The organism is Aquabacterium fontiphilum, assembly GCF_009909205.1.
GTDB classification, from domain to species: Bacteria; Pseudomonadota; Gammaproteobacteria; order Burkholderiales; family Burkholderiaceae_C; genus Aquabacterium; species Aquabacterium fontiphilum.
This window is the reverse complement of sequence record NZ_JAAAPN010000001.1, coordinates 284084-298612: the sequence shown is the minus strand read 5'-3', so window position 1 is coordinate 298612 and position 14529 is coordinate 284084. Positions and strand designations below refer to the sequence as shown.

14 protein-coding genes are annotated in these 14529 nt (G+C 66.7%); 3 read left to right on the top strand and 11 right to left on the bottom strand.

Going from position 1 to position 14529, the window contains the following annotated elements:
* Positions 1-22: 22 nt before the first annotated feature.
* The 10 genes from GTZ97_RS01230 to GTZ97_RS01185 all read right to left on the bottom strand — a co-directional run bounded on the left by GTZ97_RS01230 (position 23) and on the right by GTZ97_RS01185 (position 11040).
* Positions 23-1600 (bottom strand): putative bifunctional diguanylate cyclase/phosphodiesterase, encoded by a 1578-nt coding sequence (locus tag GTZ97_RS01230; RefSeq protein WP_161648674.1) that lies wholly within the window; start codon positions 1598-1600, stop codon positions 23-25.
* Positions 1597-3792, bottom strand: coding sequence for a putative bifunctional diguanylate cyclase/phosphodiesterase (locus tag GTZ97_RS01225; protein ID WP_161648673.1), 2196 nt, complete (start codon positions 3790-3792; stop codon positions 1597-1599). Before GTZ97_RS01225 ends, GTZ97_RS01230 begins: the two co-directional genes overlap by 4 nt.
* Positions 3793-3920: 128 nt before the next feature.
* Complete coding sequence (locus GTZ97_RS01220) at positions 3921-4193, bottom strand: BTH_I0359 family protein (protein WP_161648672.1); 273 nt, start codon at positions 4191-4193, stop codon at positions 3921-3923.
* Between the two features lie 162 nt (positions 4194-4355).
* The gene (locus GTZ97_RS01215) at positions 4356-5135 is read right to left on the bottom strand and encodes an SDR family NAD(P)-dependent oxidoreductase (protein WP_161648671.1); all 780 of its coding nucleotides are present in this window, start codon (positions 5133-5135) and stop codon (positions 4356-4358) included.
* Between the two features lie 28 nt (positions 5136-5163).
* Positions 5164-5706, bottom strand: a complete 543-nt coding sequence (locus tag GTZ97_RS01210) for a DUF3833 domain-containing protein (RefSeq protein ID WP_161648860.1) — start codon at positions 5704-5706, stop codon at positions 5164-5166.
* Between the two features lie 19 nt (positions 5707-5725).
* Positions 5726-6973, bottom strand: coding sequence for an MFS transporter (locus GTZ97_RS01205; RefSeq protein ID WP_161648670.1), 1248 nt, complete (start codon positions 6971-6973; stop codon positions 5726-5728).
* An 8-nt stretch (positions 6974-6981) separates the two neighbouring features.
* Complete coding sequence (locus GTZ97_RS01200) at positions 6982-8247, bottom strand: SAM-dependent methyltransferase (protein WP_161648669.1); 1266 nt, start codon at positions 8245-8247, stop codon at positions 6982-6984.
* Positions 8244-9026, bottom strand: coding sequence for a DUF1365 domain-containing protein (locus tag GTZ97_RS01195; RefSeq protein ID WP_161648668.1), 783 nt, complete (start codon positions 9024-9026; stop codon positions 8244-8246). The genes GTZ97_RS01200 and GTZ97_RS01195 overlap by 4 nt, the downstream gene beginning before the upstream one ends.
* A complete protein-coding gene (locus tag GTZ97_RS01190) occupies positions 9023-10405 on the bottom strand; it encodes an NAD(P)/FAD-dependent oxidoreductase (RefSeq protein ID WP_161648667.1) in 1383 nt (460 codons plus the stop codon). The genes GTZ97_RS01195 and GTZ97_RS01190 overlap by 4 nt, the downstream gene beginning before the upstream one ends.
* A 56-nt stretch (positions 10406-10461) precedes the next feature.
* A complete protein-coding gene (locus GTZ97_RS01185; protein ID WP_161648666.1) occupies positions 10462-11040 on the bottom strand; it encodes a glutathione peroxidase in 579 nt (192 codons plus the stop codon).
* Positions 11041-11213: 173 nt separating this feature from the next.
* On the opposite strand from GTZ97_RS01185, the gene GTZ97_RS01180 reads away from it, so the two are divergent.
* The 3 genes from GTZ97_RS01180 to GTZ97_RS01170 are packed head-to-tail and all read left to right on the top strand — an operon-like array spanning position 11214 to position 13961.
* Positions 11214-12248 (top strand): MerR family transcriptional regulator, encoded by a 1035-nt coding sequence (locus tag GTZ97_RS01180; RefSeq protein ID WP_161648665.1) that lies wholly within the window; start codon positions 11214-11216, stop codon positions 12246-12248.
* Position 12249: 1 nt separating this feature from the next.
* Complete coding sequence (locus GTZ97_RS16560) at positions 12250-12420, top strand: DUF2256 domain-containing protein (RefSeq protein ID WP_161648664.1); 171 nt, start codon at positions 12250-12252, stop codon at positions 12418-12420.
* On the top strand, positions 12408-13961 hold the full coding sequence (locus tag GTZ97_RS01170) for a cryptochrome/photolyase family protein (protein WP_330863519.1): 1554 nt from the start codon (positions 12408-12410) through the stop codon (positions 13959-13961). Before GTZ97_RS16560 ends, GTZ97_RS01170 begins: the two co-directional genes overlap by 13 nt.
* Before the next feature lie 8 nt (positions 13962-13969).
* Here GTZ97_RS01170 and GTZ97_RS01165 read toward each other — a convergent pair whose 3' ends face one another.
* Positions 13970-14518: an FxDxF family PEP-CTERM protein gene (locus tag GTZ97_RS01165; protein WP_161648662.1), complete on the bottom strand. Its 549-nt coding sequence runs from the start codon at positions 14516-14518 to the stop codon at positions 13970-13972.
* Positions 14519-14529: the final 11 nt, after the last annotated feature.

Below are 14529 nucleotides of genomic sequence, written 5' to 3'. Positions count from 1 at the left end.
ACGCCGGGCGCGATCACGTGCATCAAGGCGTCTGGCCCTGGCCGCTGGTCCACTGCAGCAACTCGTCGGCCGGCATCGGACGACCAAAGAGATAGCCTTGCAGCTCGTCACAGCCCAGGCGCCTGAGCAAAGCATGCTGGCCGGAGGTCTCGACACCTTCCGCCACCACAGTCAACCCCAACGCGTGGGCAAGCCGGACGACAGCCTTGACGATGGCGCGGGCGTCTTCCTCCTGCTCGAGGTCCTGAACGAAGCTGCGGTCGATCTTGAGTTGCGTGGCCGGCAGTTTGCGCAGGTAGCTGAGACTGGAGTAGCCGGTGCCAAAGTCATCGATGGACAGCGTCACGCCAATGGCAGCCAGCCGCTCGAACAGGCGCAACGAGGCCTGCGGGTCTTCCATTGCGGCCGACTCCGTCACCTCGAAGGTAAGGCACGATGGGGGAACACCGTGTCTTGACAGCGCCTCCTGCACACGCACAGGCAGATCGGCCTGTCGCACCTGATGCATGGACAGGTTGATGGCGACCCGCATCTCTCGCCCTGAGGCGCGCCACTGATGCAGCTGCCGGCAAGCGTCGTCGAGCACCCATTGCCCCAGTGCACCGATCAGACCGAAGCGCTCGGCCACCGGAATGAACTCAACAGGACTGACGGCGCCACGCACTAGGTGCCGCCAGCGCAGCAAAGCCTCCACACCCGTGAGCCGCCCCTGCCGCGCATCGACCTTGGGCTGATAGTGCAGCGACAGGCCCTTGCCAGATTCGATGGCGTCGCGCAGGTCGCGCTGCATGTCAATGGCGGCCTCCGCATCCTGTTCCATGCGCGGCTCGTAGAAGCAATGCACATTGCCACCCGCCCGCTTGGCTGCCAGCATGGCGGCGTCCGCATGCGCGATCAGCCGCCCCTTGGGACCGTGATCCGGGTAGAGCACGATGCCGATCGAGCAGCACAGCCGTACCTCCTTGCCCTGCAGAAGATACGGGCGTTGCAGCGCCTGTCGCACGCGATCAGCCACCAGGGCCGCGGCGCTCGCGTCAGGGTCGCCATCAAGCAGCATCAGAAACTCGTCGCCGGCCATGCGGGCCAGCCCGTCGGTGCTGCGCCCCAGTCCCTGGAGCCGCCGCCCAACCTCCTTGAGCAGTTGGTCGCCCGCACCATAGCCAAAGGATTCGTTGACGGGCTTGAAACCGTCCAGATCGATGTACAGCAAGGCGAAGCGCCGCTGGCGCGCCTCGGCGCGCATCACGGCGGCGGCGAGGCGGTCCTCCAGCAGCAGCCGGCTGGCCAGACCGGTCAGCGGATCGTGCAGAAGGGGGGCAGAAACGGGAGCAGAAATGGCGTCCGATTGTTCGGCGGAGGAAACCGCCGCGACGGCCGCAGAAGGCATCGTCACGGCCGCCAGGGACAAAGCGGTCTTGGCGCCGGACGACCCGCTGACCGGGCGCTGCCGTGTGGCCGGCGGCAGCGGTGGCGGCGGTGGCACGGCCCGGGCACGCCGACCAGCCAGCCAGCCGCGCGCCGCCCCCGCCACCAAGGCAAGAGCGAGCAAAACCAGCGGTACCCACCACTGGCTCAGCGCATCCGGTGGCAAACCGGTCATCCCGTCAACTCCTCCAGCTCGGACCAAGCGGTGACGATGTCATCCTCCCCGAAGGCCGCCGGCGCGGCGCCGCGCGGCGCAGTGTCGCTGGGCGCTGCGCGCAGGGTGTCCACACCAGGCCGCCAGCCGCGCTGCACCAGCCAGGCCAGGAGCTCGTGCTCAGGCATGGGACGCCCGAAAAGAAAGCCCTGCAACTCGTCGCACTGCAGCTGCGCAAGGATGTCGGCCTGGTCCTGGGTCTCGACCCCCTCCGCCACCACCTTCAGCCCGAGCGCATGCGCCAGGCGCACGACGGCTTCGACGATGGCCTGGGCATCCCGGCTGTTGGCCAGATCCTTGACAAAGCTGCGGTCGATCTTGAGCTGCCGTGCCGGCAGACGGCGGAGGTAGCTCAGGCTGGAGTAGCCGGTCCCAAAGTCATCAATGGACAGGCGCACGCCGATGGCATCGAGCATGTCGAAGACGCGGATGGACGCATCGATGTCGTCCATGGCCACGGACTCGGTGATCTCCATGATCAGCATGCGAGCCGGCACGCGATGGCGACGCACGGCTTCGCGCACGCGCTGCTCCAGATCGGCACGCCGCAACTGATGAGGTGACACATTGACCGCGATCGGAATGTCCAGGCCCTCTTCATGCCAGGCACGCACCTGCCGGCAGGCCTCATTGAGCACCCACTGTCCGAGTTCGCCAATCAGCCCGAAGCGCTCGGCCACCGGAATGAACTCGACCGGGCTGACCATGCCACGTGTGGGGTGGCGCCAGCGCAGCAACGCCTCCACCCCCGCCAGGCGGCCATTGTCGGCTCGCAGCTTGGGCTGGTAGTACAGCGACAGCTCGTTGCGTTCGATGGCATGGCGCAGGTCACGCTGCAGTTCGATCTGCTGAGCATTTCCGCGATCCATGCCACGCTCATGGAAGCAGTACACCCCGCCGCCCGCACGACGGGCCGTCAGCATCGCGTCGGTGGCGTGCCGCAGCAGTTGCTCGACATTCGTGCTGTCAGGGTAGTGTGAGATGCCAATCGACGCGCTCACAGCCAGATCATGGCCGTTGATCATGCAAGGCTCACGAACGAGCTCCAGCAGCCGCTGCGCCAGTTGGGCCGTGGGATGCTCACCGCCCATGGCCGGACACATGAGCATGAACTCGTCAGAATCGGCCCGGGCGAGAACATCGCCCTCGCGCGCCACGGAGCGCAGCCGGCCGGCCAGATGACGCACCAGGTCGTCGCCGAGCGCGTGTCCATAGGTTTCGACAAAGGCGCGAAAGCCGTCGATCGTGAGGGCGATCACGCTGAGGTCGGCTGGCGCATCCCCCTCGCCTTCCATCTTGCGCTTGAGCGCTCGCTCAAAGCCATTTCGGTTGGGCAGGCCCGTCAGGTTGTCCTGCTGCGCCGCTTCCTCCAGCGCGTTCTGCGCCTGCCGCAGCGAGGCCGCCAGCCGCTGCTGACGATGATGGGACTTTTCGTCCTGAACCGTACCGAGATGCCCCATGACCAGCAGCATCAGCACCGTGGCCGTCAGCAGGAACTCGATGGAGTCACCACTGAGTTGCCCGGTGCTCAGGCTGAAGCTTCCTGCAGGCACCTGCACTGCAAAAACCAGCATCCACTGGCCCAACGCCATTACGGTGCCCGCGGCTACCGCAACGGTCAGCAGCTTGTGAAAGACGTGTTCATCAGCCAGGTTGCGCCGCAACAGTACCGAACCAAGCGCGGCCCCGGCCACCAGCATGGCCACGCCGCCCAGGGACCAACCGCCATGCCAGTGAACCTCGGGGCGCAGCATCATGGCCGACACGTCCACAAAGGTGATCATGGGCACACCGACGGCGATGGCCACGCCGCCCAGTGCCCGCAGACGGTTGGACAGATGGGTGTGCGTCAGCATCCAGATCGTCATGCCCGAGATCACCACGGCCGGCAACCAGGCCGCCAGAATGATGTCGGGCACAAAACCGGTCTGAATGGGCAGCTTGAGCGACACCAGACTCAGCAACGTCGAGGCCCACACCCCCGTGCCCACGCACACGGCACCGCCCAGCCACCAGCCAAAGCCGGCGTCCCGGTCATTGGCGCGCACGCGCCGAACGATGAGGGCCTGCAGGTAGACGGCATAGACCGCCAGCAACCATGCCGCTGCCAGAGCAGACGGCTGGTAGTACGCAGGCAGGAAAACTTGTGACATGGACCTTCCTCAGCCCATCCACCTCTGACGAGGCGGCACCGGGCCCGACCAACGATCAGGGAAAGCACTCCCTGATCGGATATCGGCAAAGAAAGGTCAAGCTTGAACTTGCGGGCAAGCCCAAGTGTTCAATGCATCACGACAGGCTGCTGGGCCATGCCGGCAAAACGCTCCAGGTAGGCGTCGAACTCCTCGACGCTAGGCGAGTTCTCGATCAACTCCTCGACCCCTTGCTTGAAGGTCTCGGCCAACGCACCCTGGATGAAAATCTCCTTGCGGGCGAACTTGTCGACGATCTCGTAGCCACCGCGGGTCAGCGCGGGCTCGGCGGAGACGGTCTCCCCGGTGGGGAGCTCGATCTGGACCACCGCGTAGCTATCCGAGTTGTACAGCATGTGCATCTTGTGACTCCAGGCTCATTGCTTTGTCTGCCTTGCATGATGGGGGCATGGCCGCCCGTCTCAAGGCCATCATGACGGAAGCATCGACCGCGTCACCCCCCGACTTGAGTGCTGTTCGGCGATGGTGGCGGCGGGCTGTGGCGAAATCCACAGCGCCAGCCTTCATTCGCCGGTGAAGCGACTCACGGCGGGGAAGTACAGACTGTGGGGCAGGTGCCGCAGCAGCTTCAACCACCATGTGAAACGGCGCGGGAAGTGGATGTCAAACCGGCCCGATTCCCAGCCCGAGACTATGGCCTGTGCCGCCTGTTCGGGCGTCAGCAGGGCTGGCATGCTGAAGTCGTTGTTGGCCGTCATCGGCGTGCGCACGAAACCCGGGTTGACCACCGAAACGCCAATGCCCAGCGGGTGCAGATCCAGATACAGCGTCTCGGCCAGGTTATTGAGGGCCGCCTTGGTCGGGCCGTAAGCCAGCGCCTTGGGCAGCCCGCGGAATCCCGCCACGCTGGCGACGAGGCTGAGGTGGCCACTGCGCTGGCGCCTCAGCGTGGGCAGCACGGCTGCCAGCAGGTTGAGCGCGCCGTCGTAGTTGATGCGCTGGTGGTGCAGCGCCTCAAGCAGATCGAAGTTGTCCGCTCGCATGGGCTGGTAGTACCCGGCGCAGTACATCACCAGATCCAGTCCGCCGTTGGGGCTCACTTGGCACGCCGCATCGTGCGCATCCTGCAGCGCCCGGGCATCGGTCACGTCCACCGGTAGCGCGACGCTGCCGGGATGAGCGGCCGCGAAGCGGCTCAAGGCGTCGGCATTGCGGGCAGACACCACCACCCGCGCGCCGCGGGCATGCAACAGGCGGGCCGTGGCCTGTCCTATGCCGGTGGAGGCCCCCACCAGCCAGACAGTCCGCCCCGTCCACCGGGTGATCTGGGGATTCAACGACATCTTGAACCTCTTGGCGCCGTGGGAGTGCTCATGGCCGCCGGAACGACAACAGCACTTCGCCCAGCCGGATGCCGAACTTGCTCATCACCGCGCGGTTGAGCATGACGCGCTCATCGACCAGGAACATCCAGTCGTCGAACTGCACCTCGTAGACCCGCCCGTCAACGGGCAGTTTGAGCGTGTAACGCCAGTTCAGCGCGTTACCAGCCGCTTCACCGCTGGCCTGGCCCACGACATCGGCCGCCGTGCCGCTCCAGCGGCCATTGCCCATATCCTTGAGCGTCCACACCCGGCGATCGATGCTGCCATCGCTGAACACGAAATCTTCTTCAAGCACACCCGTATCGCCCTGCCAGGTGCCCACCATCTTCACGGTGAAACGCTTGACGACGCGGCCCGATCGGTCGATGAACACGCCGTGAGCAGTCAGCGGGCCATTGAAGTAGCTGCGCAGGTCCAGTGCGGGCTGCTCCTGCGCATAGTCGGCCGGCACGGGTCGGCTGGCACAGCCCGACAGCACAGTCAGCAGCGCCAGCGCGCCCGCAGCCAGCATGGTCCGCAACATTTGCATGGTCATGGTGTTTTCTCCTTCATGAAGCCAGCGCCGCGTGGCCCCGCCATCGCCAGCAAGCCGCCAGCGCCAGCAGCTTGAGGCCACAAGGCAATGCGCCGTATGCCAGCGTCAGTGCCCACAACGCGTCCGAGTCGCGGGCGCCGGGCGCGTAGCCCAGCCACTGCAGCGCTGGCAGGGCCACGCCCGCCGCCAGCGCCAGATTGAGCTTGGTGGCCCAGTGCCACCAGCCGGCATACGCGCCCTCAGCCTGGCCGTGATGACCCGCGCGATGCACGACACCGGTGAGCAAGGTGCCGGGCGCCGTCAAATCGGCCCCCAGCGCCCACCCCGTGGCCAGGCACACGAGGCCAAAGGCAGCCACGTCGCCCGCATCCAGCGTCAGCACGCCCACGAAACCCATCACGCTCAGCCCCATGCCCAGGGCCCACGCGCGCATGGGACCGATCCGCGCGATGCACCGCACCCACCAGGGCACGCTCAGCGCGCCCACCAGAAAGTAGCCACCGAGAAAGGCTGGCGCATAGGCCATGGCGTCCAGCCGGTCCTGGATGAAGAACAGCACCAGCGTGGCCGGTATGGCGCTGGCAATCCCGTTGAGCAGAAACACCGTCATCAGGCGACGAAAGCCCGCGCCCTGCCAGGGCAGGCTCAAGGACGCAGCAACCGCAACAGGCGCCGACTGCGCCGCAAGCGGCTGCGGCGCGCGCATCAACAGCGCCACGCCCAAGCCCAGCGTCAGTGCCAACGTGACGGCCGTCCACCCCGGCCCGGCCTGTGTGGCCAGCACATTCGCCGTCACCACGCCCACCAGCCCGCACCCCTCTCGCCAGGCCACCAGCCGGGTGCGCTGTCGCGGCTCACCGCCCAGGCGTGTGCCCCATGCAAGATGAAGCACCGTGGCCAGGCTGTAGGCGAGGAAGGTGAACATGACGGTCAGCCCGCACCACAGCAGCAGCGCCTGCTCACCCGCCACCTGCGGAAAGAACACCGCCACGAAGCCCGCCACCAGCAGCACGCAGGCCCAGGCCATCCACCGCCCCCCGGCGCGCGGGCGTTGCAACAGCCTGTCCACCCAACGCCCGAGCAGCGGGTCGATCAGCGCATCTGCCAGGCGTGTGAGCAACAGCACCGCGCCCAGCCACGCCAAGGGCACGCCGAGTTGCTGCCCGTAGTGCGCGGGCAGCACCACATACAGCGGGATGGCAGCAAACGCCAGCGGCAGGCCAATGAGGCCATAGCGCGCGCAGGCAGCGTGAGGCAGCATGGTCGTGCTCAGCCTGGCTTGCGCAGCGTGTACTGCACAACGTTGGTGTTGCCCATGTCGAAGGCTGCCTCGCAGTAGGCGAGGTAAAACTCCCAGATGCGCTGGAAGCGCAGGTCGAAGCCCAGCCCTTGACTGGTCTGCAGATGGGCGTGGAAGCCCGTGCGCCAGCGCCGCAGCGTCTCGGCGTAATCCGGCCCGAAGGCCATGGCCTCGACCACTTCGAGCCCGGCACGCCGTGCATGGGCGCGGAACACCTGGTCGGACGGCAGCATGCCGCCGGGGAAGATGTACTGCTGGATGAAATCGGTCGAGCGGCTGTAGCGCTCGAACAGGTCGTCGTGGATGGTGATGGTCTGGATGCAGGCCTTGCCACCCGGCTTCAGACAACGTGCCACCGTCTCGAAGTAGCCCGGCCAGTAGGACTGGCCCACGGCCTCGAACATCTCGATGGAGACGAGCGCGTCGAACGGTGGATCGGCGATGTCGCGGTAGTCCTGCAGACGCAGGTCGGCCTGCTCGGCCAACCCGGCACGGGCCATCCGGTCCTGGGCCCAGGCGAGTTGCTCGGTCGACAGCGTGACGCCAGTGACGTGGGCGCCGCATTCGGCCGCAGCGATCTCGGCCAGCCCGCCCCAGCCACAGCCGATCTCAAGCACGCGCTGTCCAGGCTGCTCAGCGGTGACGCCCGCCTCGCGCAGCGCGCGGTGCACCTTGGCCCGCTGAGCCTGAACCAGATCACCATCCCGCCGACCCTCGAACCACGCGCTCGAGTAGCTCATGGTGGGATCCAGCCACAAGCGGTAGAAGTCGTTGCCCAGGTCGTAATGGGCCTGGATGTTCTTGCGGCTGTTGGCGCGCGAGTTGTGGTTGAGCAGGTGGCGAATGCGGTAGGCCAGCCGCCCCCACCAGTGGCCGTAGATGGCCGATTCGATGTGATCGCGGTTGGCGATGAACAACTTGAGCAGCGCCGTCAGGTCGGGCGTGCTCCAGTGGCCATCGATGTAGCCCTCGGCGAAGCCGATGTCGCCAGACTTCAACACGGCCGCGCACACGGCCCAGTCATGCAGGATCAAGCCGGCACGGGGTTCGGCGTCGCCCACATGGCGCGCCTGGCCAGTGCGCATGGTGCTGCCGTCGGGCAGTTGCAGCTCCAGCGTGCCCACCTTGAGCCGCTGCAGCAGCCGCAGAACGGCGCGCGCCGCAGCCGGCGCATCAGATGGCATGCTCAGGGCACCCGGCCCGGAAGACGACAGGGTCGAGGAGGATGTTTTCATGGCTTCGGTCCTTGTTGGCCCGTGACGAACTGCGCCGGCGCCGCCGGCTTGGAGAAGAAGGGCACCCGCTTGCGCCACAGCTGCAGCGCCTGCCAGTGGATGCGTGCGATGACGCCCAGCGTCATCAGCGGCCAGCCCACGATGGCCTGGCGGACGCTGGCCGCGGTGACGGCGGTCAGGCGGCCGCTGATGGCCGTCTCGATGACCACGCCCGCCTCATCATGGTGGTCGACACGGGCGACGAGGCGCTCATCGGCGCGCATGAAGCGAAAGCGGTAATGGCCCTCGGCGCGGCAAAAGGGCGAGACATGAAACACCTTGTCGGCGCGCATCTCGTGGCCCCAGCGCAGCGCAGGCCCGCTCAACAGGTAGATGTGACGCTCGCCAAAGGTGTTGTTGACCTCGGCCACGACCGCATGCAGCGCGCCATCGGCGCGATGGACGTACCAAAAGCTCACCGGCTTGAAGACGTAACCCAGCACACGCGGATAGGTCTGCAGCCAGACCTCGCCTTGCGTGAGGGCGTCGTCCCAGCAGCCGTGTTGACGCAGCACGCCGTCCAGCCACGCCAGGGCATCCGGCCCGCCTACGCCATGATCCGCATCGTGAAAGCTCAGCCAACCGCGCCCATTGCGGCGCAGCAAAGGCTCCGGCTGATGCGCCAGCGTGCGCATGGGTAGCAACCAGAAGAAGCTACGGTAGCGGAAAGCATGCAGGACTGGCTTCAAGCGCTTGTGTTGCACCTGACCGAAGCCGAACTGCGCACGTGCCATGCTCATGCTGCCGCCACACTCGCCAGCGTGTGGGTTCGCAATGAGGCTGCCTCTGCGCGTCCCGCCCAGGCCATCACTCCCTGCGCGGCCGCGAGCCCCGCCTTCAGACCATCCTCGTGGAAGCCGTAGCCCGCCCAGGCTCCGGCGAACCACACTCCGCGTCGACCCTGCAACCCGCTCAGACGGGCCTGTGCGTCGATGGCCGCCTGGTCGAAGACCGGGTGCGCATAGTCGATGCGGGCCAGCACGGTTTCGGGGCGCGGCTGGCGCAAGGCGTTGAGCGAGACGATGACCGGCTGTGCAAAGGGCAGCGGCTGCAGCCGGTTGATCAGATAGTGCAGGCAGACGTGCTGGTCTTCCTGACCGGGTGCGACCGCGCGCTCGTAGTTCCAGGCGGCCCAGGCCTGCTCGCGCTGCGGCAACACGCCGGTGTCGGTGTGCAGAATGGCCTCATTGGGATGGTAGCGGATGGCGCCCAGCACGGCGCGCTCTTCCACGGTGGCTGCGGCGCCCAGCATGGCCAGCGCCTGATCACTGTGGCAAGCCAGCACGACCGCGTCGAAGCGCTCGGCACCCGCGCTGCTGTGCACCATCACGCCCGCTTCGCCGACAGGGCCCAGCGGCACCACGCCATGCACGGGTGTGGCCAGCCGCACATCCGGCAGGTCACGGGCGATACGCCGCACGTACTCACGCGAGCCACCGCGGACGGTGTACCACTGCGGGCGGTTGGCCACTTGCAGCAGCCCATGGTTGTGGCAGAAGCGGATGAGCGTGGCAATGGGGAACGCCATCATCTGTCGCACAGGACACGACCAGATGCAGGCCACCATGGGCAGCAGGTAGCCCTGCTGGAAGGCATCACTGAAACGGTGGCGCACCAGCCAATCACCGATGGGCTCACGCAACGCGGCCTCTTCACCGGATTCGGCCAGCGCGGTGGTCAGCCGGTTGAAGCGAACGATGTCAGCCAGCATGCGCCAGAACGCCGGCGACACCAGGTTGCGGCGCTGCGCAAACACCGTGTCGAGTGAAGAGCCGCACCACTCCAACCCTGGGCGCAGACCCGCCAGGCCCCGGGCGTCGGGCGGCACCTGCACAGAGAACGACATGTCGGACGGCGCCGTGGGCACGCCCAGCCGACCAAACAACTCGATCAGCCGCGGGTAGGTGCGTTCGTTGAACACCAGAAAGCCGGTGTCCACCCCGTGGGTGACCGCACACCCCGACGCGTCGGGCAGCGTGATGTCCACCGTGTTCGCGTGACCACCCAGGCGTGCACCGGCCTCGAACACCGTGACCTCGCATCGCGCGCCGTGCTGGGCCAGTGTCCACGCTGCACCCAGGCCGGCTATGCCCCCACCTACCACCGCGACTCGCTTCATTGTGCATCTCCATCGCGGATACATACCGCGTAGTTCATATAATAACTGATCAGTATTTATTTCGCCAGTGCCTGTTCGATGTCGCGAAGCAGCGTGGCATCTTGTGGCGCCACCTGACTGGCATACGCCTTGACCGTGCGGCCGTCGCGCGCGATCAGGTACTTGTGGAAGTTCCAACGGGGGGGAGCGCCTGACAAGCGCGCCAGATCCGCGTACAGCGGGCTGGCCTGAGGCCCACGCACCACCGTCTTGCTGAACATCGGGAAGCGCACGCCAAAGGTGTTCGCGCAGAAATCAGCGATCTCGCGCGCGCTGCCGGGTTCCTGGGCAAAGTCGTTCGACGGAAAGCCCAGCACCACGAAGCCACGGGCTCGATGGCGCGTGAAGAGGGCCTCAAGCCCTGCGTACTGCCCGGTGTAACCGCAGCGGCTGGCCGTGTTCACCACGAGAATGACCTGGCCCGCGTACTGGCACAGGGACTGCGGCTGTTCATCCTGCAGCCGCAGCACCGTCCGGTCCAGCAAGGGCGGACAGGGCACAGCGGCCCGCGCGGCGGTGTCTGTCTGCGCCAACGCCAGGCCGGACCAGACCCAGCAGAGCAGCCCCCAGCCCACGTGAACGGCCTTTGTCTTCATGCGACACCTTGTTTGTCTTGGTCAAAATAGGGTTGTTGGCCTATATTAGGTTCAACCTGAATCATTCACAATCTGTTGTCCAGGTCAAAACGGCGTCGCTCACAGTTTTTGCACACGCCTCGCTCACCCGCCTGCTTTTACGCGGCACGCTTGCCGACGGATGCACAATCAAGATGAACAAACCGCTGCTGCTGTCCATCGCCGCCGTGGAGCGCGACACCGGCTTAAGCAAGGACACCTTGCGCGTCTGGGAGAAGCGTTATGGCTTTCCGCGCCCGGAGCGTGATCGACAGGGCGAGCGCAGCTACCCGATCGATCAGATCGAGCGACTGCGGCTGATCAAGCGACTGCTGGATGTAGGCCACCGTCCGGGCAGGGTGGTCAGGTTGCCGTTGGACGATCTGCAGATGCTGGCGGGCCGCAGCGCAGATGCGCAGGGTCTGCGGCCGGAGCAGGTGCGCCGCCGTGCCACCATGCCGCTGCGACACACCCCGCTGCATCAGGGCGACGCCCCGCCGGAACCGAGTGCCTATGCGACGCCACAGGAGGCCCTGCCGACCACCGACTGGATGGCCATGGCCCTGGCTGCGGTTGATGCGCACGCCCCTCAGCAGCTGAGACGTCTGCTGCGCCTGGCCTTGATGCAAGAAGGTCTGGCCCGCTTCCTCACCCATGTGGCCACCCCGCTGATGTACGCCATGGGCGACGGCTGGCTGCGCGGCCGGTTCAATGTGCCGCAGGAGCACTGGGTCAGCCAGGCTGTGCAACAGAGTCTGCACGCTGCACTGAGCCAGTTGCCGCTGCCGGCCGAACACGACCGTCCCAGGGTGCTGCTGAGCACCTTTCCTGGCGAGGCCCACGGCCTGGGGCTGCAGGTGGCTGAGTGCTGGCTGAACCTCCTGGGTGCGCACCCCATCAACCTGGGCCCGCAAACCCCGCTGTGGGACCTGGTTGAAGCCACAGGCCGCTACCGTGTGGATGTGGTGGCCATCGGCTTTACTGCAGCGGCGCCAGCACCGCTGGTCACCGACATGCTCGCGGAGCTGAGGGCCAAGCTACCCGCCCACGTCGCGCTGTGGGCGGGGGGGCAGCACCCGCTGCTGCAGCGCAGGCCGCCGGACCATCTGAGGGTGATTGGCTCGCCCGCACAGCTCGCCCAGGAAGTGGCGAACTGGCGTCAGCAGCACACAGCCATGCGGGCGGACTGAGGTGTCTACGCCGCTCAAGGGCTTCAAGGCCCACCTGCCCGTCAAGCCTTGCGTCCATTGCCAGCGCCCCATGGCCTGGCGCCGCAAATGGGCCCGCACCTGGGACGAGGTGCGCTACTGCAGCGAGCGCTGCCGCCGCGCCGCGCGGGGCAGTCAGCCGTGCGCGACCTGATCCTCATCCTGGGCGACCAGCTCGCGCACGATCACCCCGCGCTGGCCGAGGCCGATCCGGCCCAGGATGAGGTGCTGTTGATCGAAGCCCCGGGCGAAGCCACGCATGTCTGGAGCCACAAGGCCCGTATTGCGCTCTTTCTGGCCGCCATGCGCCACCACGCGCAAGCGCTGCGCGCCGCAGGCTGGCAGGTGCACCACATCGCGCTGGACGAGCCGGCGCACGCCAGCACGCCCACGCTGGCCGGTCGCCTGGCGGCCACGCTGCGCACCCTGCGCCCCGCCCGCCTTCGTGTGATGGAAGCCGGCGCCTGGCGGCTCGCACGCGACATTGAAGCCACCGCGCTGACCGAGGGCGTGCCGCTCACGTGGATGCACGACCCGCACTTCCTGTGCAGCCGGGCGGACTTCGCCAAGTGGGCCGCGCGCAAGCGCGAACTGCGCATGGAATGGTTTTACCGCTGGATGCGTCAGCGCCACCACGTGTTGCTTGATGCCAGCGGCGAACCCGAGGGTGGCCAGTGGAACTTCGACGAAGACAATCGCGCGCCCTACCCCAAGCAGGGCCCCGGCCTCATCCCGCCGCCGGCCCATTTTGCGCCTGACGCGCTCACGCAGGACGTGATCGCGCTGGTAGAGGCCCGCTTCCCGAATCACCCCGGCTCGCTTGCGCACTTCGGCTGGCCGGTGACCCGCGCCCAGGCCCTGCAGGCGCTGGACACCTTCATCCAGACGCGCCTGAGTGGCTTTGGTCGCCATCAGGACGCGATGTGGGAGGCCACCCCCTTCGGCTGGCATTCGCTGCTGTCGGCCGCACTGAACCTGCACCTGCTGCATCCGCGCGAGGTCATCGCAGCCGCCGAGGCCGCCTGGCGTCAAGGCCGGGCCGAGCTGGCCAGCACCGAAGGCTTCATCCGCCAGGTGCTGGGCTGGCGCGAGTTCATACGCGGCGTCTATTGGCTGGACATGCCGGATCTGGCCGAGGCGAACCACCTGCGCGCCGAAGGCGATCTGCCCGCTTTCTTCTGGACGGGCGACACCGACATGGCCTGTCTGCGCGATGCCCTGCGCCAGACACTCGATCACGGCTACGCCCACCACATCCAGCGCCTGATGGTGCTGGGCTTGTACGGTCTGCTGGCCGGCGTGCGGCCCCAGGCGGTGTCCGACTGGTTTCTGGCCATCTATGTCGATGCGGTGGAATGGGTCGAGTTGCCCAACGTCGCCGGCATGGCGCTGTACGCCAACGGCGGCCGCTTCACCAGCAAGCCCTACGCGGCCTCCGGCGCCTACATCCAGCGCATGAGCAACCACTGTCGGGGCTGCCGTTACGACCCCAAGCAACGCAGTGGGCCTGACGCTTGCCCCTACACCGCGCTGTACTGGGACTTTCTTGCGCGCCACGAGGCCGAACTGGCCGCCAGCCCGCGTACGGCACTGATGGTGCGCAACCTGCAGCGCCTGAGCGCGGATGAAAAAAGGGCCGTCCATGAGACGGCCCTCCAGTGGATGCCCCGCCCCACCGGCGAGACACCTGCTTGACGCGCGTTTCAGGCGGCGCGGCGACGGCGTGCCGCCAGCCAGCCCACCAGCGCCAGACCGCTGGCGGTCAGGGCGTAGGTCTGAGGCTCGGGCACGGGTGCCGCCACCATTTCAAACGAGTACGAGCCCTTGGTCAGGCCGGTGCCCACAGCGTCACCCTTGATGACCATCCAGAACGGCGTGGTCGCGTACGAGAAGTTGGTGCTCACGCTGTCGGCGGGGCCGTTGGCGGCGGTCAGGGTCAGCGACTTGAAGGCCGCGCCCGTGATCTGCTTGGTCAGAGGATCGTAATCGCCATAGGCATAGAACGCGACCGAGTCGAAGTTGATGTCGACGATGCTGTTGAGCTTGAGCTCAGTCAGCGCAAAGCCCAGTTCGGCCGCCGGGAAGGCGTCGAAGCCCGAGCCGAACTCGATCAGGTGAACATCCGTGAAAGCGCCTGCATCAGCGAAGGTCTTCGAGCCTTTCGAGACCTCATAGGGTTGCAGGGTCAGAGCGGAGGCCGACAGGGCGGAGAACGCCATGACGGCTGCGAAGGCGACGGACTTGAGTTGCATAAGAGACTCCC